General features: G+C 55.5%; 19 protein-coding genes and 1 pseudogene. 17 read left to right on the top strand and 3 right to left on the bottom strand.

What is annotated here, in order from left to right; genetic code table 11:
* Positions 1-8 precede the first annotated feature (8 nt).
* The 8 genes from QNN86_RS20635 to QNN86_RS20600 all read left to right on the top strand — a co-directional run bounded on the left by QNN86_RS20635 (position 9) and on the right by QNN86_RS20600 (position 8,016).
* Entirely contained in the window at positions 9-458 is a 450-nt protein-coding gene (locus QNN86_RS20635) for a hypothetical protein (protein ID WP_286480268.1), read from the top strand.
* Positions 455-682, top strand: a complete 228-nt coding sequence (locus QNN86_RS20630) for a hypothetical protein (protein WP_008324899.1) — start codon at positions 455-457, stop codon at positions 680-682. Before QNN86_RS20635 ends, QNN86_RS20630 begins: the two co-directional genes overlap by 4 nt.
* Positions 672-1,271, top strand: coding sequence for an F-type conjugal transfer protein TrbB (gene trbB / locus QNN86_RS20625; RefSeq protein ID WP_286480267.1), 600 nt, complete (start codon positions 672-674; stop codon positions 1,269-1,271). The genes QNN86_RS20630 and trbB overlap by 11 nt, the downstream gene beginning before the upstream one ends.
* 186 nt (positions 1,272-1,457) lie before the next feature.
* Positions 1,458-2,822: a conjugal transfer pilus assembly protein TraH gene (gene traH, locus QNN86_RS20620; protein ID WP_286480266.1), complete on the top strand. Its 1,365-nt coding sequence runs from the start codon at positions 1,458-1,460 to the stop codon at positions 2,820-2,822.
* On the top strand, positions 2,822-6,064 hold the full coding sequence (gene traG / locus QNN86_RS20615) for a conjugal transfer mating-pair stabilization protein TraG (RefSeq protein WP_414212295.1): 3,243 nt from the start codon (positions 2,822-2,824) through the stop codon (positions 6,062-6,064). The genes traH and traG overlap by 1 nt, the downstream gene beginning before the upstream one ends.
* A gap of 1 nt (position 6,065) precedes the next feature.
* Positions 6,066-6,755, top strand: a complete 690-nt coding sequence (locus tag QNN86_RS20610) for a hypothetical protein (protein WP_286480264.1) — start codon at positions 6,066-6,068, stop codon at positions 6,753-6,755.
* Positions 6,756-6,901: 146 nt separating this feature from the next.
* Complete coding sequence (gene traT, locus QNN86_RS20605; RefSeq protein ID WP_191219937.1) at positions 6,902-7,633, top strand: conjugal transfer complement resistance protein TraT; 732 nt, start codon at positions 6,902-6,904, stop codon at positions 7,631-7,633.
* Positions 7,634-7,683: 50 nt separating this feature from the next.
* Positions 7,684-8,016 (top strand): hypothetical protein, encoded by a 333-nt coding sequence (locus QNN86_RS20600; protein WP_286480263.1) that lies wholly within the window; start codon positions 7,684-7,686, stop codon positions 8,014-8,016.
* Between the two features lie 194 nt (positions 8,017-8,210).
* Here QNN86_RS20600 and QNN86_RS20595 read toward each other — a convergent pair whose 3' ends face one another.
* A complete protein-coding gene (locus tag QNN86_RS20595) occupies positions 8,211-8,522 on the bottom strand; it encodes a CcdB family protein (RefSeq protein WP_286480262.1) in 312 nt (103 codons plus the stop codon).
* A complete protein-coding gene (locus QNN86_RS20590; protein WP_191219935.1) occupies positions 8,519-8,767 on the bottom strand; it encodes a type II toxin-antitoxin system CcdA family antitoxin in 249 nt (82 codons plus the stop codon). Before QNN86_RS20590 ends, QNN86_RS20595 begins: the two co-directional genes overlap by 4 nt.
* A 528-nt stretch (positions 8,768-9,295) precedes the next feature.
* Between QNN86_RS20590 and QNN86_RS20585 the strand changes: the two genes are divergently transcribed.
* The 8 genes from QNN86_RS20585 (at position 9,296) to QNN86_RS20550 (ending at position 22,169) form a co-directional block, all read left to right on the top strand.
* On the top strand, positions 9,296-9,604 hold the full coding sequence (locus QNN86_RS20585; RefSeq protein ID WP_286480260.1) for a hypothetical protein: 309 nt from the start codon (positions 9,296-9,298) through the stop codon (positions 9,602-9,604).
* A 118-nt stretch (positions 9,605-9,722) separates the two neighbouring features.
* Positions 9,723-12,248, top strand: coding sequence for a type IV conjugative transfer system coupling protein TraD (gene traD, locus QNN86_RS20580; RefSeq protein ID WP_286480286.1), 2,526 nt, complete (start codon positions 9,723-9,725; stop codon positions 12,246-12,248).
* Positions 12,245-17,740, top strand: a complete 5,496-nt coding sequence (gene traI, locus QNN86_RS20575) for a conjugative transfer relaxase/helicase TraI (protein ID WP_414212294.1) — start codon at positions 12,245-12,247, stop codon at positions 17,738-17,740. The genes traD and traI overlap by 4 nt, the downstream gene beginning before the upstream one ends.
* Positions 17,741-17,776: 36 nt before the next feature.
* On the top strand, positions 17,777-18,580 hold the full coding sequence (locus QNN86_RS20570) for a DsbA family protein (RefSeq protein ID WP_191219957.1): 804 nt from the start codon (positions 17,777-17,779) through the stop codon (positions 18,578-18,580).
* Between the two features lie 88 nt (positions 18,581-18,668).
* Positions 18,669-18,992 carry a hypothetical protein gene (locus QNN86_RS20565; protein WP_008324877.1) on the top strand — a complete coding sequence of 108 codons (324 nt, stop codon included), beginning with the start codon at positions 18,669-18,671 and terminating at the stop codon, positions 18,990-18,992.
* A gap of 32 nt (positions 18,993-19,024) precedes the next feature.
* Positions 19,025-19,573, top strand: coding sequence for a DUF2726 domain-containing protein (locus QNN86_RS20560; RefSeq protein ID WP_191219959.1), 549 nt, complete (start codon positions 19,025-19,027; stop codon positions 19,571-19,573).
* 625 nt (positions 19,574-20,198) lie between these two features.
* Positions 20,199-21,107 (top strand): plasmid replication initiator RepA, encoded by a 909-nt coding sequence (repA, locus tag QNN86_RS20555; RefSeq protein WP_286480257.1) that lies wholly within the window; start codon positions 20,199-20,201, stop codon positions 21,105-21,107.
* A gap of 831 nt (positions 21,108-21,938) precedes the next feature.
* Positions 21,939-22,169 carry a DUF2767 family protein gene (locus QNN86_RS20550; RefSeq protein WP_104652438.1) on the top strand — a complete coding sequence of 77 codons (231 nt, stop codon included), beginning with the start codon at positions 21,939-21,941 and terminating at the stop codon, positions 22,167-22,169.
* 22 nt (positions 22,170-22,191) lie between these two features.
* On the opposite strand, the gene QNN86_RS20545 is transcribed toward QNN86_RS20550, so the two are convergent.
* On the bottom strand, positions 22,192-22,959 hold the full coding sequence (locus QNN86_RS20545; protein WP_104652437.1) for a TraX family protein: 768 nt from the start codon (positions 22,957-22,959) through the stop codon (positions 22,192-22,194).
* A gap of 556 nt (positions 22,960-23,515) precedes the next feature.
* On the opposite strand from QNN86_RS20545, the pseudogene QNN86_RS20540 reads away from it, so the two are divergent.
* Positions 23,516-23,957, top strand: a pseudogene (locus tag QNN86_RS20540) (Tn3 family transposase); the annotation flags it as partial.
* Positions 23,958-24,081 lie beyond the last annotated feature (124 nt).

Raw genomic sequence — 24,081 nt, 5'->3', positions numbered from 1 at the left:
ATACTCCTGTGAATAAATTTGCCTTTGCGCGTGCCTCCCGGGCACTGCGCCGTGCCGTTTTCTTTTCCCTGGTGACGGCCCCCTCCCTGATGCTGTTTGTCCTGTTCATCATGCTGTCCTTCAACGAGTCGATTGCCGGTCGTTTTCTTTCAGAGGCGAGAACGCTTGTTGCGGATGCCCCGGAAGGAAAAGTGAATCTGCCCGCGTGTCAGGTTGTGCCGCTGCCTCCCGGGGAAAACGGGGCAGAAACGGTGAGACAGATAAATCCCCCCCCTCCGGTCATCTGCACCCGGGCGACTGTCCATGTGGATGCAATGGGCTGGCAGAAAGAGACGGACAGCGCCATTCGTTCCCTGTATCTGACGTCCGCCCTGCTGGGGCTGGTCATCTGGCTGCTCTTCAACGGGTTCCCTGGTGTTTCCATTCCCCATAACGTTTTCAGGAAAATGAAATCATGAAATCATGTGTTGTAAGGCTGGTTCCTCTTTTCTGGTGGGGCATGGTGGCGAAGTGCCTCAGTGAGTTAATTTCGGTGTCCGTGACGTTCACCCAGGGCCTGCTGCTGTGGGCCGGGTATCTGATGTGGGCAGTGGCGGCTGTTTTGCTGGCCATCACCGCCGTGCACGAATGCCGGCTGAAATGGCTCGCCAGACGAGCCCGGGAGGTGACGCATGGCCGGTAAATTCGCTGTTAGTCTGCTTCTTATGTTTCCTCTGCTGGCCGGCGCAGGTGTCCGTGATGAGCTGGCCGCGCTGGATGCCGCAAAAACGAACGTTCCGGCCGGGGTATCTGCCAGACCGCAATCCGCCGTATCACCACAAAGCCTGATGGCGTTACCCGATGGTCGTCAGGCAAATATGAAGGACTATGCGGTGGTGTTGTTTATGCAGGCTCACTGCCAGTACAGCGCAAAATTTGACCCACTGGTTAAAGGCTGGGCCGATCAGCATCAGATAAAAATCTATCCGTATACGCTCGATGGAGGCGGTGATACATCGTTTCCCACACCGCTGATCCCACGTAAGACCGATCCGGCGTCTCCGATAGCCGATGAAATTATCACTTTCTTTGGCAACGGTTTGCCGATTGCCACACCAACGGCGTTCATGGTGAACGTCAATACGCTCAAAGCCTACCCGCTGACCCAGGGGGTGATGGATATTCCCGCCCTTGAAAGCCGTATGGCCAGTCTCATTCAGGCTGACCTGGACAATGTTGACCCGAAAATGCTGCCCCCCATGCCGGCAAGCAGCCAGGTTACCCCTCAGTAAACCAACCGGACTACAAAATGACCTCACATTCGTATGCGTTATCGCGTACCGGGCGCGTCTGGCTTTTATCCAGCGTGACGTTGCCTGTGTCCGCAACATGCTCTGGCTTCCTTGTCGGCAGGCTGGCGGAGACGTTTTTAACAACGGAGCTGAAGCTACAGAAGCCCGGACCAAAGGAGAATGCTAATGATTAAGCCACTGGCGGTCGCCGCCGGCATTTTTTTCACCGGTCTGTCCGTGTCCCCGGCACAGGCCGACGTCAATGGCGACCTGAACGGATTTTTCGGCAGTCTGGGTTACAGCGGTAACGTCTCCCAGGCGCAGGCCTGGCAGGGACAGGCGGCCGGTTACTTTTCAGGTGGGTCAGTCTACCTGCGTAACCCGGTGAAAAATGTCCAGCTTATCTCGATGCAGCTCCCGTCCCTGAACGCCGGCTGTGGCGGCATTGATTCCTATCTGGGGGCCTTCAGTATGATCAGCGGCGAGGAAATCCAGCGCTTTGCCAAACAGATTATGAGTAACGCCCTCGGATATGCCTTTGACCTGGCACTGCAGACAATGGTGCCCGAGCTGAAGCAGGCCAAAGACTTCCTGCAGAAACTGGCCAGCGATGTGAACTCGATGAACATGAGTTCGTGTCAGGCGGCACAGGGCATCATCGGCGGGCTGTGGCCGGTGACGCAGGTATCCCAGCAAAAAATCTGTCAGGACATCGCCGGAGAAAACCACTTATTTGCTGACTGGGCTGCGTCGCGTCAGGGGTGTACTGTCGGGAAACAGGGCGACAATGTAACCAGCAAAGCCAGTGATGCTGAGAAAGACCAGGTACTGAAAAACAAAAATCTCATTTGGGATTCACTCAGTAAAAATGGGTTACTGGGTGGTGACAGGGCGCTGAAGGAGTTGGTTATGAGTACGGTCGGCTCCATCATTTTTAACAAGGACGGCGACGTCACTATCCTGACCCCGCTGGTAGATAACCGTGACCTTATCAAGGTGTTGATGCGCGGCGGGACGGCAAAGGTGTATGGATGCGATGAAGCCTCACTGTGCCTGGGGCCGGTGGTTGCTAATCTCAGTATCTCCGAGTCACATGCCCTTGTCACACTGGTCAAGAACCTGATGCTGTCCATGCAGAACAAGCTGGTTGATGACCGGCCGCTGACCGACCAGGAAAAAGGGTTTGTGAATACCACGTCGGTTCCGGTACTGAAATACCTGACCAATGCGCAAAGCATGGGAATGAGTGCCACCTATCTGTTGCAGGTGTCCGATTTCATCGCGCAGGACCTGATGATTCAGTATCTCCAGGAGCTGGTTAAACAGGCCAGCATGTCACTGGCCGGAAAGAACTTTCCGGAAGAAGCTGCTGCGAAGCTGCGTGACAATGTCATTCATGCCCAGGGGCTACTGGCTGATATGAAACTGCAGTCAGCCGCAGATCAGAATGCGCTGGATGGTATTGATCGCAATATGCAGTACCTGCAACAGCAGGTCTCCACCATCGTTTCGGGCTCATACCAGAGCAATTACCATTGGGGGGTGCACTGATGCTTGAGATTTACACCATATACGGCGGGGGAATGTGGAAAACAGCGCTGGATGCGATTGTCACCCTCATTGGCTCCAGTACCTTCAGTACACTTCTGCGTATGGCCAGCACCTTTGGGGTGCTGGCCGCCCTTGTCCTGTTTATCAAACAGCACAACCCGATGGTGTTTGTGCACTGGCTGGCTGTATTTATGATTATCAGCACGGTGCTGCTGGTACCCAAACGCTCTGTGCAGGTTATCGATATCTCTGACCCGGGCGCGGTCTGGAAAACCGATAATGTGCCGGTCGGGCTTGCCGGGATTGCCTCGCTGTCGACCAGTATCGGCTACAGGATGAGTTCGCTGTACGACTCCCTGATGGCCAGACCTGACTCGGTGACTTACAGCCGGACGGGGATGCTGTTTGGCTCGCAGATTGTGGCCGAAACCAGTGATTTCACCACGCAGAATCCTGAACTGGCACAGATGCTGCCGGATTATGTGGAAAACTGTGTGATAGGAGACATTCTGCTTAACGGCAAATATTCGATCAACGAATTGCTGAATTCCACTGACCCTCTGACGCTCATCACCAGCAACCCGAGTCCGTTACGCGGTATTTTTAAAATGACGTCCTCTTCACGGCAGTTTCTGACCTGCCAGCAGGCGGCAACGGAAATCAAAACCCTGGCCAATATTGAAGCGAACCTGGGGAGCGCCACCTTCACCTGGCTGACACAGAAGATATTTGGCAACAAGGTCAACGGGGCGACCCTGCTCGCGAATGCCATGGGAGACAGTTATGGTTACTTCTATGCCGGGGGGATGAGTGCGGCGCAAATCATGAAGAACAACATCACCAACACGGCAGTGCGCCAGGGGATAAAAGGATTTGCGGCACGGTCCTCGGATACAGCCAACCTGCTGAATCTTGCAACAGAAAACGCGGCGACCAAACAGCGTCTCAGTTGGGCATCCGGGACGGAACTGGCCACAAGGACGCTGCCGTTTGCGCAGTCACTGTTGATGCTGATCCTGGTGTGTCTGTTCCCGCTGATGATAGCGCTGGCAGCAACCAGCCACAGTCTCTTCGGCCTGACCACACTGAAGATCTATGTGGGTGGGTTCATCTATTTCCAGATGTGGCCCATCATGTTTGCGATCCTCAACTACGCCTCGAACTACTGGCTGCAGTCAAAGACCGGCGGGACACTTCTGGTCCTGGCCAACCGGGATATTGTGGCACTCCAGCATTCGGATGTGGCGAATCTGGCCGGTTATCTGTCGCTCTCAATACCGGTACTGTCGTATTACCTGACCCGGGGGGCCGCAGTCATAGGTTCCCAGGTGGCGGGCGGAATGCTCAGCTCGGCGGCGTTCACGGCAGCCGGCGTGTCATCAACCACGGCAGACGGGAACTGGTCGTTTAACAACATGTCGATGGACAATGTTAACCAGAACAAGATGGATACCAACCTGGTGCAACGTCAGGGCCAGCAGACCTGGCAGGCTGATAATGGTTCCTCGCAGACGATGACTGCCGGTGGTCACACGGTGATAGATGGTTCAGGGGCGATGTCAAACCTGCCGGTGAATATGCGGCTCAGCCAGCTGGCCAGCAGCGGGTTCCAGGAGTCCGCGCGGCAGTCGCAGGTTCAGGCGCAGACCGCGCTGGATGGCTATAACCACAGTGTCACCAGTGGCTGGTCACAGCTTTCGCAGGTGTCAAACCAGACCGGTACCAGCGACAGTCTGACGCAGGGCAGTGAGAACAGCCAGGTGGCTAACGCCACGCGTGGTGCCAGCATGATGATGTCGGCAGCGGAAAGCTACGCGAAAGCAAATAACATTTCCACCCAGGAAGCCTATAACAAGCTGATGGATATAAGTAATCAGGGTTCTGTATCTGCAGGTATTAAAGGTACTGCAGGGGGCGGCGTTAATTTAGGTGTCGTTAAATTAGGTGCTGAAGGAAGTGTTTCAGGCGACATAAGACATTCAACTGGCAGTTCTAGAGGGATTCAGAACTCAGACTCTCATTCACAAGATACGCGGCATGACCAGAACAGCCAGACTGTTAACGATTTCAGGCAGGGGATGGACATGGTTACCAGTAGCCGTGTGACGGACGGTTCAAGCCATGCGCAGAATGCGGCGACCAGTAATGTTCAGCAGTTTGCTGCCACGCTGAATGATGCGCAAAGCCAGTATCATCAGTACACAACCAGCTCCACCAACAGCAACGAATTCAGCCGGATGGCGACGCTGGCGCAAAACCAGAGTGCCAGTCTCGATACTAACTACACCCAGGAGTTTGTGGACTGGGCTGCGAATAAGTACGGTGATAAGGCTCAGGGCATTCTGACAAGTGCCCCAAGTGCGCGCGAAGCAGCGATGGAGTTCGTTAATGAACGTCTCAAACCTGAAATTATGGGGGATTACCATCAGGGGCGGTCTGACCTTCAAAGCGGGGCAGAGCATCCTGCCTTCAGTGGAGCCCATATCGTTCACACGCCATCGATGAGTAACGGTGATTCCGGAGGCCAGGTGACTGCAGGCGGACAGTACTCTCCGGCTAACACGCAGACCGCAGGACAGGGTCATGAAAGCCCGGGGGGCGGCTATGATGTGCAGCGCGATCGGGTGTATCCGTCAGAAATTCAGAGCAGTCAGGAGTATGAACAGTCTGGCTCGCGAATTTCACCCCGGAATTATACCGGGCAACCTGAACAACATTATGACCGGGAAGAGGGCAATAATCGCGGCTTTTCTGGTACTTCAGCCCCGTATTCTGGTTTGGGGTCAGATGTAACAGAAGCCCCGTATCAGGCTCAGGGTCATGCCAGTGAAAATGGCTCGTCAGGTGACATTCCTTCGCGGGGGGGCACTGTTATCAGAGGGGAGAATGTTACCGGAAATGATATGCAGAACGTTTACAGAGAGAATGAGATGAGATTACACGGTCAGTCCGGGCAGGGTTTTGGAGCGCAAAATGATTTACAGCGGCAGGTTGCGGGACAACGATCTGAAATTGAACGAAATATGAATAAATCTGCTGGCGAAATTGACAAAAAACAATCTACTGTTCAGGCATCCAGTGATATTCTGAAGGGAGAGAGCTTAATTGGTCAAAGTAGATTTAAACTTGGTCGTACTGAGGCTGAAATCGACCAATCAAGTAAATTAAACCCGTTTAATGATCTCCAACCTGATGAGTTACAGAAAAAAGTAGTTGAATTAAGGAAAAGAACAGGAGTGTAGGGTGAACAAAAAAATAAGTGCTTACTGTTGTTTCATACCAATCTGCATTTATGCGACTTATTCATTAAGCGAGCAACTGCTTTATGATGTGCAGTTCATGGCCAAAAGTATGGTCTTATCAATAATTCCCAGCTCGATATATTTGATATGCTTTTGGAAGTTACTAAGCGGTAATAAAGGTAGTGGCTTAAAAATCACCCTGCTTAGTAACATCCTGCTTACTCTGTTACTTACATCCTTAGTTTGTTTCGTGGGAAGCGATGCAGAAAGTGTACTAATAGCTGGGATTGTCGTTCATTCGCTCATAGCTTTCGGCTATGCGGGTGTAGTCCTTCGTCCAACCAGCAGATATAAGAATAATATCATTCTAAGGGATGAAGAGACTGGCAGGTTATATGTCAGCAGAGGTGGAATGGTTCAACCACTTGCTGATAATGACACCCAATACATACTCACGGAAGACATGAAAATAGTTAACTTTTCAGGTGGTGAAACGAGCTTTCAAAATAATGGTTTTAGCATTCCTCTAAATAGTTCCTCGAATGATGCTTTCGATCATGGGTTAGTTGTAAACCCTGCCTCGGGTATGCCAATGGCTGGAGGTATCTCAGGTTTGGATATACACGGGAACAGTTGGGGAACAAACTTCAATGAACCTTCAAATACGTATGACCCTAATCGTGGTTACTAAGTGAAATGGGAGTGATTGACTACCTTTCCCACGTTTAGTTACGGACTCCAATTATTTAAAACCTAAAATATTCATCTAATCTGCCGATAACAGTCCTGTTAGCGCTCCGCCGTTAGCAGGACATTTTTTTATGCAAAGGAAAATACATGAAATTAAAACAATATGCCGTTGTAACTTTAATTGCCTCCACCCTGGCACTGTCTGGTTGTGGCGCCATGTCCACCGCGGTGAAAAAGCGTAATCTCGAGGTTAAAACGCAGATGAGCGAAACCATCTGGCTGGAGCCTTCATCTGAAAAAACAGTTTACCTCCAGGTCCGCAATACCTCTGACAAAGACATGTCCGGCCTTCAGTCTCAAATAACCAACGAACTGGCAGCAAAAGGTTATCGTGTCACTAGTTCACCTGATGGTGCTTATTTCTGGATTCAGGCAAACGTACTGAAAGCTGAAAAGATGGACCTGCGTGAAGCACAGGGATTCCTGAAAACCGGTTATGAAGGGGCGGCAATGGGCGCTGCTCTGGGGGCTGGCATCACTGCCTACAATTCCAGCTCAGCAGGTGCGACCCTGGGTGTCGGGCTGGCCACTGGCCTGATTGGTATGGCCGCAGATGCGATGGTGGAAGATGTTAACTATACAATGGTGACTGATCTGCAAATCTCCGAACGCAGCAAAGCCAAAGTTACGACGGATAATATTGCTGCTCTGAAGCAGGGAACCTCCGGTATTAAGTTGCAGACGAGCACAGAAGAGGGAAACAGGGCAAAATATCAGACCCGCGTGGTATCCAACGCCAACAAAGTTAACCTCAAATTTGAAGAAGCAAAACCCGCTCTGGAAGCGCAGCTGGCCAAATCAATCGCCGGCATTATGTAAGGACCGTGGACGGTAAAATTCCGCCCTTATATTTAAGAGAAGGACTTAAAATGAAAAAAGCTGGAATTGTAGGTTTGTCATTAGTTGTAGCTTTACTCGCAGGGTGTTCATCATCTAAATCATCGCAGGAAGAGCCGGAAATGACCGCAGCACGACAATGCTCTGATCAGGTGCTAACTGCATCAAAAAATAAAACAGGCACAACGAAATTAACGTCTCTTATTAAAGATGAAGCGACTATTGTTCGGGTAGGTGATTCTTCTCAGGAAACTCACCTTATTAAAGGATTTCCTTACGTTGAATCCACCGCTCTTGATAATGGCACGCCTGGTTCAACCTGGCGTAGCTGCATGCAGGTGAAAGGCTTCAATGTTGGTCGGTAAAGCTGTTGTAACAACAACGAGTTAGATCCTCCACCAGAATCTACCGCCCTGACGATGAAATCCCTCATCTCAGGACGGTAATATTTCACCCATTCACATATGTAGTCTAGATAAGCTGAATCATCTTTGAAGAGGCAAAACCCGTTCTGGAAGCGCAGCTGGCCAAATCCATTGCCGGCATTATGTAACCCCTTTCAACTTCCCGTTGTCAGGAAATCTACCGCGCTGACGATGAGGTCTCTCATCTCAGGGCGGTTACTGTGAATATCCTCCTCATCCAGCTCATGAAGATAAACCGTCTGAATCAGCTGTGTCATCAGAATGTATCGCTCATCATCGATGTTAACAACGGGATTGATTTTGCTCATCCCGGGTAATGACTGACGCCACCGGACAAAAGGAATAATGACCCGGGTGTTGAGATCGATAAGTTGATCGGACTGAGCGATGACGAAATACGGGTATTCCGGATTATCCGGCCTTCTGAATACTGTTCCCTGATTCATTTAAACACTCTCAGTCCTGTACTGCTGCGGGGAATACTATGTTCAGCGGTGAACTGATTCATGGCATCAATAGCTGATTTATTCTCCTGTCGCCATCTGGCCTGACGTTCAGCACGGACCACGTGTTCAAGCGCAGAGTTAAGGGCAGCGGAAAGATTGATGTTAAGCATCTTCGCTTCGTCCACCAGGGCGGCATCCAGCGAAATGTTGGTGCTTCTTTTGCGCGACCGCATAGTCGTATTCATTGTTAAATCCTTTGCGCATCTTGTATGCGCATAAATATAGCGCATTTATGCTCCTGAGCGTAAGTGCCCGTGGTTATCCCTGTGATACTTCGCTTCCTCACATGACTGCACAGGTGCAGTCATGTTTGCGGCGAGCGCTGAATTATTAACAACCAAAGGTCAATCATCATGAACTCATACAACTCCCGGACTGCCTTGTCCGTTCTGTCTTACGTCTTAATCACAATTGTCTCGACAATCCTGCTCATGGAAATGTACGGCCCTGACATTATTAAGTATCAGTTGTCACACTCAATGTTCTTCTCATATCTGAATGCGTTGAAATACAGTGGGTTTCCTCAATGGGATGTACTTCTCCCACTGACGACTTTCCTGCTCTGCCTTACTGGTGGTTTGTTCTGCACCTGGTTCTGCGGATTTCTTCTTAAAGGCGGTGACGCAGTCTTATATGCGCTGCGGTGTCTTACTTCCGGTGCCCTTAAATCTCTGAGAACCCGGTTATCTGCCTGACAGATGAGGAATAACACAATGAAACCCTGTGTGAATGAGGGCTGTTCAGAAGAACTCTGGTCACTCATCCAGTTAGAAAGCGAGCTGGTCAGAGCAAAGGCTTTTCTGAGCGTCTTTGGCTCACTCCCCGAATATCACCGCATGGCGACCGTAGCCTACTGGGCTGGCTATGTGTTCACTTTCCGGGGCATGGAAGCCTGTGAACGACATACTGCGGGTTATGTTGATGTGGCCGCATCGGTCCGGTTTCTGGCCATGCTGGTCAATGAAAAAGACTGGCGGGCCGGATGCCTGCAGGCGGAGTATGAGCTGAGCCCGCCCGAATAACCCGGATATTTCCCTTCAGATCCTCTGTCGCTGTGACGGCGACAGCCTGTTTCCCCCCTTTTACCACACACTACGTCATCACTTCACCGGTGATGCGATGACTGCCGGACAAAAATCTATGAGCTTCGCAGGTAAAAATCTCACGCAGGGTGGGCAGATGACTGCCTACCGGTGGCGCATGTTCTTTCAGGTTAACAACTGGATAGGATTCTGGATCTTTATCCTTTTTGCGGTACTGGCCTCGGCCATCTTCTTCTGGCGTATACCCCAGGAGACCTTTGATAACGGTTCATTGTGGTGGTTTGCCAGCATTAACAGCAGTTTTATCGACCTCATGCCGGCAACGGGCACGCCGAAAATCTATGACGTCCATTACTGGTATGCCCCCACACAGACGCACATGGTTCTGAAAATGACGCTGCCGCAGATTTACGCCGATGCGTATATGAAAGCAATGGGCGATCAGGTGTTCAGTGAACTGCAGTGGGCAGTGCTGGCCAGTGGTACGTTCAGCCTGAGTGTGTTCGTGGCCATCGCCTGGTACATTGCCGGCATCGGGCGCAGGGAGAGCGAAGACCAGTACATTTCGGGTATGCAGCTGACAGAAAAACCAGCCGAGGTGAACCGGCTGCTGCGTAAAAACGGCGAGCTGTCCGACTTGCGCGTGGGCGAACTGCATATGGTCAGGATGGCTGAAGTGATGAACTTCCTGATCCACGGCACCATTGGTGTGGGCAAGTCGACACTGATCCGCTGGCTGCTGGACTTCATCCGGAAACGCGGTGACCGCGCCATTATCTATGACTCAGGCTGCACGTTTACCGAGACACACTATAACCCCGACACCGATTTTATTCTCAATGCCCACGATGAACGTTGTGCCAACTGGCATATGTGGGGGGAATGTGTGGATGCGGTGGATTATGACAACCTGTCAGCGAGTCTGATCCCCGTGGAAGGGGAGTCTGACCCCTTCTGGGTGTCCAGTTCGCGTACCATCTTTGCTGATCTCGCCATACGAATGTCTGCCGATCCGGACCGCAGCATTGAGAAGTTCCTTAAAACGTTGCTGTCACTCAGTATGAAAAGTCTGCGTGATTATCTGGCCAACACGCCGTCGGCCAACCTGGTCGAGGAAAAAATTGAGAAAACGGCCATCTCGATCCGCTCCGTGGTGACCAACTACGCCAAAGCACTGCGTTACCTGCAGGGACTGGATGACGGGACGAAGCCTCCGTTTACCATCCGGGAATGGATGACCCAGGAGCGCTATGACAACAGCTGGCTGTTTATTTCCACGCAGGCCCGGCACCGCAAAAGCGTCCGTCCCCTGATCTCCCTCTGGTTATCGCTGTCCACCCTGTATCTGCAGAGTATGGGGGAGAACAGTGACCGGCGGGTGTGGTTTATCTGTGACGAAATTCCCAGCCTGCAGCGTATCCCCGAGCTGGCCGAAACGATTGCAGAAGCCCGTAAATTCGGGGGCTGTTTTGTGCTGGGCATGCAGAACACGGCGCAGATGATCCATGTTTATGGTCGGGAACTGGCCAGAAGTATCTTTGACCTGATGAACACCCGCATGTATGGGCGTTCCCCGAGTGCGGAGATGGCCAAAGTGGTTGAGGATGAGCTGGGGCATCAGCGTAAACGAAAAATCCGCGAACAAAACAGTTACGGTCTGGACCAGGTTCGTGACGGGGTGTCGCTGGGCAAGGATGAGGTTAACGATCCGATTGTCGATTATGACCAGGTCATGCGTCTGCCGAACCTGAGCTTTTATGTTCGTTTGCCCGGTGAATACCCGGTTGTCCGCCTGAAGCTGAAATACCGGAAGGTGAAGAAGCATCACCCCGGCCTGATGGCGCGGAATATCCGCGATGTGCTGAGTCCGGAACTCGAGAAGGTGATTCAGGAAAATGAGCGTGCAGCCTCTGCTGCAGGGCTGACCTTCCCGACCGGGGACGAAGTGCTGGAAGGCGCAGGCTCTGGCACAGCAGCTGCCACTGCCACAGCGGGGACGGCTCCGCAGCCCGGGGTCGTGGAGGTGAAAAAGACCATACTGCCTGAACCTGTCCGGGCTCCGGAGTCAGATCGCCAGACGTCATCGGTCATCACCCCGCCAGTTGTTAGCAAAAGTGCAGTGAAGCCCTCTTACTCAGCAGAAAAGGATCATGCAGATATTCCCGTACCAGCCCCGGGCACTTTACCTGCATCCACCACTGTGGCAACGGTTTCACCGGAACCCTCTGTTCCGGCACCTGACGGACAGCATGTTGCATTACCGGCAGCACTGCGTGCACTCCGCCATCGCCATCCTGAGCCCGAACCGCCAACCACATCCGGCCTGAGTATGTTGCACAGGGCCCGCCAGCGCCCTGCTGTTACAGGTGCAGGTCCGCAGGAAGACGGGGGGGCAGGCGGTGAGTCCATGAACCTGGATATGCAGGTGACCGTCCGGCCAGACGGGGAACTGACCGTGACGACGGCCGGAAAACCGGTGTCACCGGACAGGCCGGATGAGGAACACCGGACGAACCGCCTGCTGGCCCGGGACGAAGAAAACATTCTCCGTCATCGCGATGCAGACGACCCGGGGTACGACGAGAACGATCACCATTACTACGACAGAGAGCCTGAACTATGATGTCAGTGGCCCCCATTGCGTCGGCAGCGGATGCTGCCGGCTATTACAGCAATTCCGATAACTATTATTTTCTCGGCAACCTGCAGAGCCTCTGGATGGGCGAAGGCGCGGATGCGCTGGGTCTGGACGGACAGGTCTGGGGCGCTGACCTGACGGCAGTGCTGGAAGGCCGTCTGCCGGACGGGTCACGTCTCGGTAAAGAGATTAATGGCAACCATGTTCATCGTCCCGGTCATGACCTGACCTTCTCGGCCCCCAAAAGTGTCTCCATCCTGGCACTCATCGGAGGGGATAAGGCAATGCTGGAAGCCCATAACCATGCTGTCCGTATTGCGGCAGGGTATGTGGAGAAACTGATTTCGGCCCGGGATACGAAAGACGGCGTCACCTCCATCGTGCACACCGGTAAAATGGTGGCCGCGGCCTTCACCCACGACACCTCGCGAAACCTTGATCCCCAGCTGCACACCCACCTTCTGGTGGCCAATATGACAGAGCAGGACGGGAAGTGGAAAGCGCTGGCCACCGACTACATCCACAATGCCGGTTTTATCGAAACGGTGATGAAAATGCAGGTCACGCTCGGAAAAATCTACCGCAGCGCACTGCGTGAGCGCGTGGAGGCGCTGGGCCATGAGGTGGAGGAAGTGGGCAAGCATGGCATGTGGGAGATAAAGGGCGTGCCGGAAGCGGTCCGGGAAGAGTTTTCATCGCGCGGCCGGGAGATTCAGGGGGCTATCGGCGCAGAAGCCACATTGCGCAGCCGCGATGTGGCGGCAAAAGACACCCGACGGGCGAAGGTTGATCCGTCCCGCCTGCGCCTGATGGAGCGGTGGCTCGGTCAGATGAAGGATAAAGGCTACGATTTAAAGGCCTATCAGGAAAGCGTGGTACCGCGCGAGGATACGATGCGGGACGGACGCCGGGAGCCGGAGCCGTCAGCGCCGGAGGTACCGGGAAGCGGGGCACCTGAACTACCTGAACATTCTGCCAAAGGGGAAGAGAAAACCGGTGTTCCTGCTGAACACAGCCAGGGATCTGCAGGCTCCCCGTCCCGGCAGCCTGATGCGCAGCAGACTCACAGTAGCCCGGTACAGGCGGCACCGGACGTCCCGTCCGTTCAGCGGTCAAAAGCCATGCCGTCCAGACAGGTGCCGGAACTGGCGCCGGAAGTGAAGGACGCCGTGAAAATGGCCATCTCGCAGCTGAGCGACAGCCGGACCCGCTTCACCTTCGGGGAGCTGATGCTGACGACCGCCGAACTGAGTGAACAGTTGCCGGACATGAATGTCATTCGCCAGGCCATCGACGCGTCCCTGAAGGACGGTATGCTTGTGCCGCTGGACAGCGAGAAAGGCGTGTTCACTTCCCGCATCCACCTGCTGGACGAACTCTCCATTCAGGCGCTGAGCCAGGACCACCTGAAATCCACGCAGGTGGTCAGCTTTACCCGACCACAGCAGTATGCGCCGCCGGCGCTGGCGGTCGTGGAGACTGACCCGCTGGTCCTGATGAATGCCCCGTCCGGCGTGGCTGGTATCCGGGATCTGACCACACAGCTGACCGGTATCTCCATGGCCAGCGGTCGCGACGTCCGGGTGCTGGCCAGTTCTGCCGAACGCGCCATTTCGCTGGCCAAATCCGATGACCTCCGGGAGCGGATCATCAGCCGGCAGCATGTGCTGAGCGGTGAATTCCAGCTGAAACCGCAGAGCACGCTGATTATTGAAGGGGCTGAACGTCTGGGGCTGAAGGAAACGCTGGTTCTGCTGGGCGAGGCCCGGGCGCAGGATGCGCAGCTGGTCTTTCTCGACAGCGCCGGTCGTCAGGCGAATGGCAACGCCATGTCGGTGCTGGAGTCTGCCGGCGTGACGCGCTCCCGCCGCACCGAACCGGCACCGGGGCTGGAGGCTGACGTGGTGAGTATTGCCAACAAACGTGACCGCTATGAGGCGCTGGCCACCCGATTCGCGGACCTGAGCGGCGGGGATGAAAACGTCACCGCCGTGGTGGTTGGTAAACGTGAACAGGCCCACCTCACCGGCCTGATACGGGATGCGCTGCAGAATGCCGGGCAGCTGGAGCGCAACGGCATCAGCATTGAGACCCGTTCCCCGGTGTGGCTCGACAGTAAGACCCGGCGTATGCCGGGCTCGTACCGTCCGGGCATGGTGCTCGAGAACCGCAGCGACGCGAAAGAACGCCATTCATTTGTTATCGACCGTGTCCATGAGGACACGCGCATACTGTCCCTGATTGACGGTGACGGCGTCCTGACCCGGATGAAAATCAGCGATGTCACCGCCGACTGGCGTCTCTTTAACCGTGAGACGCTGAACGTCGCCAGTGGGGAGCGGCTGATAGCCGTTGCCGGCGACCGGGAGCATGGGCTTAAGGCAAAAGACCGCCTCGGGGTCACTGGCATCAGTGAGAAGGGTATCCAGGTCACGCGCGGTACCGACACACTGACTCTCCCGAAAGACCGGCCCCTGTATGTCACGCATGCCTACGTCAGCGCCCCGGGGGGGCGTGATAACGACCGGGGCGTGGTCCTGGCAGCGCTCAACAGCCGGGATATTTCATCGCAGACCATGAACTCACTGGCACAGAGCGGGCATCGCGCGGAGGTGTTTACCGCCGAAGTGCAGGACCGGGCTGAAGCCCGCCTGCAGCGAATGAAGACTAACGTCTCCCCCGTGCAACTGGTGCGCAGCCTCAGTGGAAAAGAGGATGTGAGTGAGGCGGTCGGAAGCCTGCACGACGGCGTGCGGACCGATGCCAGCCTGGCCGTCTGGCGTGCGGTGAATGACCAGCGCAGCGTGGCGTTCAGCGAACTGGCGCTCACGGAGGCTGCAGGGAAATACCATCCTGACATTGAGCAGACAGAGCATGAAATTGCCGCAATGGTAAAGGCCGGGGAACTGCTGCGTGTGTCGGTCCGGGGGGAGCCACTGTTGATTGCCCGCTCAACGTGGGAGATGGAAAAAGCCATTCTGCGCACGGTGGATGAGGGTAAAAACACCCAGCTTCCGCTACTGGATCAGGTTCCCGATGTGGTGCTGAACGGGCTGACAGAGGGGCAGAAACAGTCCACCACCCTGGTGCTCGGTACCACGGACCAGTTTATCGGGATTCAGGGTTATGCCGGGGTGGGGAAAACCACGCAGATGAAGGCGGTGGTCGCGGCACTCGATACGCTGCCGTCAGATGTACGACCGCAGCTGACGGGACTTGCCCCGACACATCAGGCGGTGAAAGAGATGAGCGACGTTGGCGTCCGGGCGCAGACCATTAAATCCTTTATTGTGGAGTATGAACAGGCCACTGCAGGCGGTGAAAAACCTGACTACCGGGGCCAGGTGTTTCTCATCGATGAGTCCTCGATGGTGGGTAACCAGGACACGGCCGCCCTGTTTCAGGCCATTGCTGCCGGGGAGGGCCGCGCAGTCTCGATGGGGGATATTGACCAGTTTGAGTCAGTCGATTCCGGGGCACCGTTTAAGCTGATGCAGGAGCGCAGCCCGATGGATGTGGCCATCATGAAGCAAATCGTGCGTCAGAAGGATGTTCACCTGCGGGGGGCGGTGCATGACATTATCGATAACCGTATCGATGCGGCCCTGAATCGTATAGAAGCGCAGCCCGCTGACCGTGTGGCACGTGAGGCTGGCGTGCCGGTCCCGGCCAGTGCATTTCAGGAAACGGCCACGCCGGTGGGCGATATTGTGGCGGACTGGACAGGCCGGACCGTGGATGCGCGGGCGCGGACCCTTATCATCACGCAGCTGAACGCTGACCGCCGGGCGGTGAATGCCGGCATTCATGACACGCTGACCGCGCGGGGCGAGCTGGGGGGGCTGGCGGTCAGGGTGCCGGTGCTGGAGAAAATCACCCACACCCGCCATGAATTCAACCAGACGCAGGCCTGGCAGGCGGGAATGGTGGTGAAACGTGGCGACCGCTATCAGGATGTGCTGGCTGTAGACCGGCACGGCAGCACGGTCACCGTCCGTGATGAAGAGGGCAATATCGGGCTGTATTCACCGAAGGAGCTTATCACCGGCGATGTACAGTTGTTTCAGCGCGAGGAGAGGGAAGTCCGGGCCGGTGACCTGCTGAAATTTACGCTCACGGACCGCGAGCAGGGACAGACCGGTAACCAGCGTTATACCGTGGAGTCTGTCAGCGAATCAGGGGATATCCGCCTGACGTCAGAAAAAGGCCGCATCATCATTAACCCGAAGGCGGTCCGTGCTCAGCAGCATATCGACTATGGCTGGGCGGTGACGGGCTACGGCGCACAGGGGGCGAGCACGGATTACGTTATTTCACTGGAGGGTACGGACGCCGGGCGTAAGATGCTGGCCACTCGTCGGGCCTTCTATATTTCCGCATCGCGTGTGAAGGAGCATGTGCAGATTTATACCGACGGGAAAGCGGACTGGGTCCGGGCGGTGAAAGCCCCGGAACGTGATATCAAAACGGCCCATGATGCGCTGGCCCCGGAGACGCAGCGTAAACAGGCGAAAGCCATCTGGTCAATGGGGCAGCCCGTCAGTAAGACCGCCATCGGGCGGGCCTGGCTGCGGCATCAGGGAATGCAGGAGACGTCGCTGACGGCGAAAATTATCCCGGCGACGCGACGCTTCCCGGAGCCCGCACTGGCCCTGCCTGTTTACGACAACAACGGTAAAGGTGCCGGTCTGGCACTGGTCTCACTGGTTGCCAGCCCGGAGGGGAGACTGACGCAGGGTGACACCCGGATGGTGATGAGTGAGCGGGGGCGCGGGGCGCTGCTGCAGCGAAGCCGGTCGGGTCACACCCGTGTGGTCGGTGAACTGGCCGCCGCGCTCGACGCTGTCCGTACTCATCCGCAGGACGGTGTGGTGTGGCAGACCGGGGATGAATCCGTGGCGGCTCAGTTGCTCAAAATCAGTGGTGGCGAGCGTCGGGAGGTCGAAGAAAGCAGAGTGCAAATCATCAGCCAGAGAGACAGCGAAATTGCCCTGCCCGGGACGGACAATTTACGGAATGAAGAGAGCCCCCCGGTGGACATCAGTACGGTAAAAGAACAGGAAGCAGAGCGTCGTCACGCAGAAGAAAATCTGGCCATCAGCGCAGCAAAAGCAGGCAGCGAAACAGCGGAACAGATACCTGGCAGGATTGTTTTCCCCGCCGAAGAGGAATTGAATGTCAGAGCCTCTTTTAACGATATGCAGGGGCAACAGGGTGAGCCTGAACCGGACCAGAATACACTCAGAAGGATTGCGGGCGGAGAGGGAAACTCTGACAGTGATTTCGCAAGAATACGACGTACCGATAAGGAGCACGATGCGGGACGCGTTGCTGAGGTTTCCGGTGTCTCCCGTCAGGTGACTGAACTTGCCCGTAATGAGCGGGATATAGCACGGCAGACAGACACGCAGGAACGTGGCCGGATGCCGGAACACGAAGAACAGACCCTCAGCCGTACCATCCAGAAAGAACGTTAATCCAGCCTCTACCACAATGAAATCAGGCATATGCAAATGAAAAGCACAAGCAGAACAGTTTTAGCCTCACTAATAGTTACAACATTCATTATTTCTGGTCCGACAGCACGCGCAGCAACCCCTCAGCCGGTGTTCACACCGGCGCAGGAGGCCAGAATTGGCGAAGTGGCCGCAGACTACCTCGTCGCCCATCCGGAGGTACTGGTTAACGTCAGCCAGAAACTGCAGGAACAGCAGCAGGAAAGGCAGATGCAGGCCATGACGGCGGCTGTCGCTGAGCATCAGGGGGCATTGCTGGATGATAAAGGCACCCCGTCGTATGGTCCCGCTGATGCGCAGGTGACGGTCGTCGAATTCTTCGATTACCAGTGTATCTACTGTGCCCGACTGGCTCCGGTGCTCCAGAAAGTCATGGCGGCCAACCCGGACGTGCGTTTTGTGTTCAAGGCACTCCCGATATTTGAGACGCGCTGGCCGGAATCCGGGCGTGCAGCGAAAACCGGGCTGCAGATATGGTTGCAGAAAGGGGCTGAGGCCTGGCTTCACTATCACAACACACTGTATGCCACCGGCCATAACGAGGGCCGGCTGACGGATGACGATATCCGTGCGGCGGCAACCGCCGTGAATTTCGACGCCGGGCAGGCGGCTGATGTACAGGGCACGCTGGACGGAATTCAGACGCTGGCGCAGCAACTGGGCTTCAGCGGGACGCCTGCCCTGGTGGTACTTCCTTCTGCCGGGGCCCGTGCCGGCAGGGTGACCGTCATCCCCGGACTTACCCGCGCAGATACCCTGCAGAGGGCAATTAATACCGCCGCGGGTAATCCGAAACCGTAATCATCAGGCGCGGCCAGCCGGCCGCATGACACAGGCCAGGGACCGTGTCGCCCGGGGGCACAACGTTCCGGTCAGATAAGGAAAGAGCATGTCAGAAGACAACCGAGACAGTCAGAAAGAAAACGAAGAAGCCTGCACAATTTTAAAAAGAGCGCTAAGAAACCTGGTGGGGCAGGGCATTATCCGTTCACGTGATGACCTTATCCGCATTCTTTCGGAGGAAAACTTTGAAATCACAGACGTTACAGCGCAAAGCATTACGCTGTGTGCGCCTGACGAACCTGAAAACCGGGTCACGCTGGACGGCTGGCTGTTCTCCGCCGGGTTCTCCCTGAGCGTCCCTGCTGACCACCCGGAGCTGTGGACCGTGTCCGGGAATACCACATCCGCCGGCGAAGGAGAGCACCCGTGAATACAACCATTCTGTGGTTTATCCTCCCGCTGATGGTCATGCTGGCGCTATTTTTCCGCGTGTTAAAAGCGAACAGCCCTCAGTCTCCGTTCATCAGAACATTAAGGGAGGCGGGCATCCGGCCGGGAGAAACAGAGCATCTCATCGCCGGCGGCGTATTCCTGGCGCGTCAGGCACACCTGATGACGGACCGGGAAGTGAATTTTATTCAGGGACTGTTCCGCACTGTGGACATGAATCGCTGGTATCTGTGTCCTCAGGTGCGGGTGGCCGATATTGTGCAGATAGCCCCCCGCATCAGGGCTCGCAGCCGGGCGTGGTGGAAACTGTTCAGCCTGGTGTCCCGCTGGCACTGTGATGTGGTCATCGTGGACCGGCTGACATTCCGGATTGTGGCCGCGCTGGAGCTGGATGATGCCTCGCACCTGAAAAAAAGCCGTCGCCGGCGCGATATCCTGCTGAATGAGGTCATGCGCCAGGCCGGTATTCCGCTGCTGAGAAGCCGTGACAGTCAGGCGCTGCAGACAATGACCGCTGAATTTCTTGCCTTACAGAGTACCGGCGACTGCCCGCGCAGCTGAGTTAGTGACCGCCCCGGTCACGTACCAGTAATGAGACTGACAGCCTTTTCCCGCCAGAAATCGCTGTCAGGTGGCCCCGGTGCGTTCCTGCCCGAGCCGGCCTTTGCGCCCTGGCGCTTCCTCAGTCAGACCAGAGGTCTGACCTTGCGGCGAGCGCTGCGATGTTTTCTCTTTCCCGTCTGTCCCTTTTCTTTGCTGTCGATCCTGCGGTATCCCACCATGATCCGGGATCATTTCGTATGGCAAATTCAGGTGTGAGAAGGTAGAATGTCAGCGTCTTCAGGTGTCTTGTGGTGGGGCAGTCTGTTGATTCAGTTTAGTTTTGTGACCTGAACCAAATTATTTTGGACGGCTTTGTGGTGAGGCTGGAAGGTGGCAGAACGTTATTCGGAAGAAATGCGGACTTCCGGAAGCAGGAACATGGACGGGAGCGTGTCCGGAAAGACGCTCAGGAGCAGGTGACGGGGAGTTCCCGGAGCCTGAATGCACAAACCCCCCGAAATCTGCTACGAACTTGGCGGAACGTCAGATATCAGGGGGTCCAAAAGCAGGCGCGTTGCCTGTGAAGGATTATAACGCATGCACCATAGAAAACAACACCCGGCCGCCATAAGAACAGGCCGGCGTGAATGAAATACTGATCCCCCGCGCCGACAGGCGTGCCCGTGGCCTTCATTCCACGGCCTGTAAATGCCCGGCCCCGGTCTATATCCGGCCGTCGCACTACAAACCTTTAAGCCGGGAGCACGGTCGTGCCCTGCGTAACCTGATGAGCCGGGATAAAACCACCGGTCAGTGGGTGGTGCGCCGCCGGGTTTCTGCCGATCCCGTCTTTGTGTTCCTGCGTAATACTGCCGGCCGTCGGCGGGCATTCCGTCCGGAGCGCCGGCAACTGCTGGATGCGCTGTTCATCCTTTTCATCAACAAAGTCGATCTGGCCACCAGTGTGGTGACCATCAATGTCTCTGCCCTGGCGGCCGCGCTCAGCCCGCGGGATGCGGATGACCACATCATTGCGGAGCAGGCTGTGACAACGTCACGCGTTTCGCGCCTGATCCACGAGCTGGAGCGCTTTGGGGTGGTCGAATGCCCGCCGGCGGAATGGGACTGCGTGAACGGCTGCCGTTTTCCGAAACACGTCATTATCACTGACGCAGGCTGGCAGCTGACCGGGGTGAACATGGACAGGCTGCGCGCGGAGCAGGAGATGCGTCTTCAGGCCATCGACGATGGCCAGCTGAAGCCCGGCGAAACCCTGTCCCTGAAAGCCGCCCGTCGCCGCTGGTACGAACGCTGCCGGCATCAGACCCTTCTCAGCCGCCGGACCCGGGCCATCGAAGGTAAAATGCGTCAGAAACTGTCTGACCTGCCTTTTGATGAACGCAAGCGCCAGGTGTCAGAGCAGCTCTGGTGCAGTCTGAAGGGCCGGACGCAGCACCTGACGCCCCGCCAGTTTGAGAAAATGGTCTGGTCACAGCTGTACCAGCTGGAACTGGTCGACCTGGCCATTCCGGGCGCTTCCCCGCCGCACTGACCCCTTTTCTGGTTTATCCGCCTGACGGCGGAGGCCTTCTCACGTCCCGACATTATCCCTGCCTGTTTTCTGAACACCAGCCCCGTGAATGTATCCCTTTTCCTGCAACAGCCTGCGTGATTTCCCGTAGGGGATGCCATACCGGCCCGTTTATCCACATATATCCGCAAACAGGGAAAAAGGATTACCTGCAACTGACATTCAGATACCTGCAAAATATTCAGGGTTTCACCCTTTACTTATATTCACAAAAGATACCTCCTGTTCACTGCATAACTTCTGTGGATAACGGGGAAAATCGATAATGCCTTCGCATGCAGCGGCCCCAGGCCGCGCGCTCAGAAAAAAGACAAAGGTACCTCCCGTCGCCTGGCGACGGGCCCCGGTGGCGCAGAAACCCACCCCGGAGCACACCCCTTACCCTGCCAGACCGACGCTGCCCCGGCCCGAAGGGCCGGAACACCCTCGCTTCTGAAGGGATGTTGTAACTAGAATTCAGTGTCGCGGTGGGTGGTGCCGCTTGCAGTTTTTAGTACACGCCCGTAAGCGGGCCTCACGGCCCACAAACGCGGAGATACGCCCCGACTGCGGCCATGCCTTGTCGTGACCACTCCGACGGCGCAAACCGGCTACAGAGTGGCTTTTAGTGGGTTTGGCTTTGCAGGGAAGGTGGTGGGCAAGGCAGAAACTATCAATCCGTAACGGCTGCGCCGGTCACGACGCCTCCCACCGACTGCTCTCAGTGTGACTCCTGCTGGCGTCTCCATGCCGCTACGCGGCATAATGAGCATGCGCCGTAATTTTGAACAGATTCGCAGTGGAGAAAACAGGATGGACTATTCAGAAGCGTTCCTGCGCCAGCATGAAGAAATGTGCCAGGTCGTGGGCAGCATCGTTTTTTCACTTGTGGAGGCAGGACACGATTCCACCAGTGGAAATATCGTCACTGTGCTGCGAAATGAGATTGCCGAAACCGGCAAATGGGCGCCGGACCAGGTGCTTTATCTGCAACTGGCCATTGATTTGCTGGAGCAGGGACGCAGAATTCCGGGGCCACGCTGACGCCCCGTAAACGGTGGCTCTCTCACCAGAGTTGCATCAGGATGAGCAGAACCAGCAGATGGCCGGCATAGGCGATGTAGAAAAAATGCCGGGGCATAAAGCGCGGGCAGCCCTCCGGGCACAGCTGAATGCTCAGGTAAATGGCCATAATGGGGAAAACCAGTGTGGGGAGGGTGGCGAACAGCAGCGTGTCTGCCGGCAGACTCAGCAGGTGTGATACCCCGTTCAGACAGCACAGTGACAGCCCGGACACGATAACCCCCGTGCGCTGCACGGCAGACGTCTGCCCGCCCGTTGCTATGACCATGCCGGTGGCCAGAACCATACCCGCCAGGCCATAACTGGCCGGGCTCAGCGGCCAGACCAGGACGACCAGCAGCAGTACGCCAGCCATCAGCCCTTTTTTTCCGTACCTGTACTGTAGGGCAAGCAGTTGCGTGACACCTGCGAACACGAAAAGAATGTTCAGTGCCCACCACGGATGGTGATGCGCAAAAGCCAGGCTGAATACAGGCTGGGTTATGACGGCCCATCTCCACAGACGGTTTGCCCTCACCTGGAGCCGTTCCGGTGTGCGCTGCACGTTCATCGCCCAGATAAGCGTGAACAGGGGGAAGGCCATCCGGCCAGCCGCATACAAAAGCAGGTTGCCGGGCGTCAGGAACAGGGTGTTGATGTGGTCGGCCAGCATGGCGATCAGTGCCAGCACTTTGACCATATCCAGGGCAGCAGGACTGATCTGCCCTGGTGTCTGAAGGGGTCGAAGAAGGCTGGGAACCGTGTGACTCATTCGGTGTATTCTCCTGACGGCACGCCATCAGCAGCCAGTCCTGAACATGATGCCAGAAAGCCCTGCCTGTCTGTGACGTCACGCGAACCTTTAATTTTTCCAGAATTATGCGTGCCGCAAACTCTGATTTATCCCGCAGCACACGCATGGCGCCTACCACATCCTTATTCTGAACACAAAGACTTAAAATATGAAAATCGTTCATAACCCTTCCCTCCTGACCCTTTAATTATCGGCACAGGAAGGAATAAATTTAGAGTAAATTCAATTTATTCAGTATGTTACCATGAATATCAATGGTCAGTTGTCGTATCAATATTATGTCCATGGCAAATCCCCGCCACCGTTACTGAGGGTATATTCTTCTTGGAGTCAGTTTGGATATCGAAAATTATTGTACGTTAAGGTCGTTTTTTGTACTACCAGGCTGCGGTAAGGGAGATTGACCACGTAGACAGGCAGCTGTGAGCGAAGAGCGGAAGTGAGAATTTGTCATGATTACCCTGATGCGGGACTAACATTGGCCTCTGATAATCAATGGAGAGCAGGTCAGGGTGACCAGTTCCATCTGAAAGAGATCGAAATTCACTGGCGTGAAGTGCTGCGCCTGGCAACCTCGATAAAGCAGGGAACCGTGACGAGCCAGCTACCCCAAGCAAAACGGACTTGCCAAAGCACTGAGGAAAATTGGCCGTATTGAACGAACGCTGTATATGCTCGACAGGTTCCGCGATCCGGCACTTCGTCGGCGGGTCCAGGCGGGACTGAATAAAGGAGAAGCCCGTAACGCGCTGGCGCGCGCGGTATTCCTTCTCCGTCTGGGTGAAATCAAGGATCGTAAACCGGAAAATCAGAGCTACCGCGCCAGCGGACTGACGCTGCTGACGGCAGCTATCTCGTTGTGGAATACCGTCTATATGGAAAGAGCGGTCGATGCCCTGAAGCGTAAAGGGATGAAGATCAACGAGCAACTGCTATCGCATTTGTCCCCGCTAGGCTAGGAACATGTTAAGTGAGAGAACCTCTACAAGTAAGGTTATTAATTGAATGATTTAAAGGGTCCGGCGCCACGGTCATCTCGGTGACGTCTGTCCGGAGACCTTTGAATAGGCCTCGTCACGA

Origin of the sequence: Citrobacter sp. C348 (genome assembly GCF_047467975.1) — a bacterium.
GTDB lineage: Bacteria > Pseudomonadota > Gammaproteobacteria > Enterobacterales > Enterobacteriaceae > Citrobacter > Citrobacter gillenii.
This window is presented reverse-complemented; position numbering and strand designations above follow the sequence as displayed.

Coding starts and splice junctions, on each gene's coding strand:
- QNN86_RS20630 (WP_008324899.1), top strand. CDS start 455: ATGAAATCATGTGTTGTAAGGCTGGTTCCTCTTTTCTGGTGGGGCATG.
- trbB (WP_286480267.1), top strand. CDS start 672: ATGGCCGGTAAATTCGCTGTTAGTCTGCTTCTTATGTTTCCTCTGCTG.
- traH (WP_286480266.1), top strand. CDS start 1,458: ATGATTAAGCCACTGGCGGTCGCCGCCGGCATTTTTTTCACCGGTCTG.
- traG (WP_414212295.1), top strand. CDS start 2,822: ATGCTTGAGATTTACACCATATACGGCGGGGGAATGTGGAAAACAGCG.
- traT (WP_191219937.1), top strand. CDS start 6,902: ATGAAATTAAAACAATATGCCGTTGTAACTTTAATTGCCTCCACCCTG.
- QNN86_RS20600 (WP_286480263.1), top strand. CDS start 7,684: ATGAAAAAAGCTGGAATTGTAGGTTTGTCATTAGTTGTAGCTTTACTC.
- QNN86_RS20595 (WP_286480262.1), bottom strand. CDS start 8,522: ATGAATCAGGGAACAGTATTCAGAAGGCCGGATAATCCGGAATACCCG.
- QNN86_RS20590 (WP_191219935.1), bottom strand. CDS start 8,767: ATGAATACGACTATGCGGTCGCGCAAAAGAAGCACCAACATTTCGCTG.
- QNN86_RS20585 (WP_286480260.1), top strand. CDS start 9,296: ATGAAACCCTGTGTGAATGAGGGCTGTTCAGAAGAACTCTGGTCACTC.
- traD (WP_286480286.1), top strand. CDS start 9,723: ATGAGCTTCGCAGGTAAAAATCTCACGCAGGGTGGGCAGATGACTGCC.
- traI (WP_414212294.1), top strand. CDS start 12,245: ATGATGTCAGTGGCCCCCATTGCGTCGGCAGCGGATGCTGCCGGCTAT.
- QNN86_RS20570 (WP_191219957.1), top strand. CDS start 17,777: ATGAAAAGCACAAGCAGAACAGTTTTAGCCTCACTAATAGTTACAACA.
- QNN86_RS20565 (WP_008324877.1), top strand. CDS start 18,669: ATGTCAGAAGACAACCGAGACAGTCAGAAAGAAAACGAAGAAGCCTGC.
- QNN86_RS20560 (WP_191219959.1), top strand. CDS start 19,025: ATGGTCATGCTGGCGCTATTTTTCCGCGTGTTAAAAGCGAACAGCCCT.
- QNN86_RS20550 (WP_104652438.1), top strand. CDS start 21,939: ATGGACTATTCAGAAGCGTTCCTGCGCCAGCATGAAGAAATGTGCCAG.
- QNN86_RS20545 (WP_104652437.1), bottom strand. CDS start 22,959: ATGAGTCACACGGTTCCCAGCCTTCTTCGACCCCTTCAGACACCAGGG.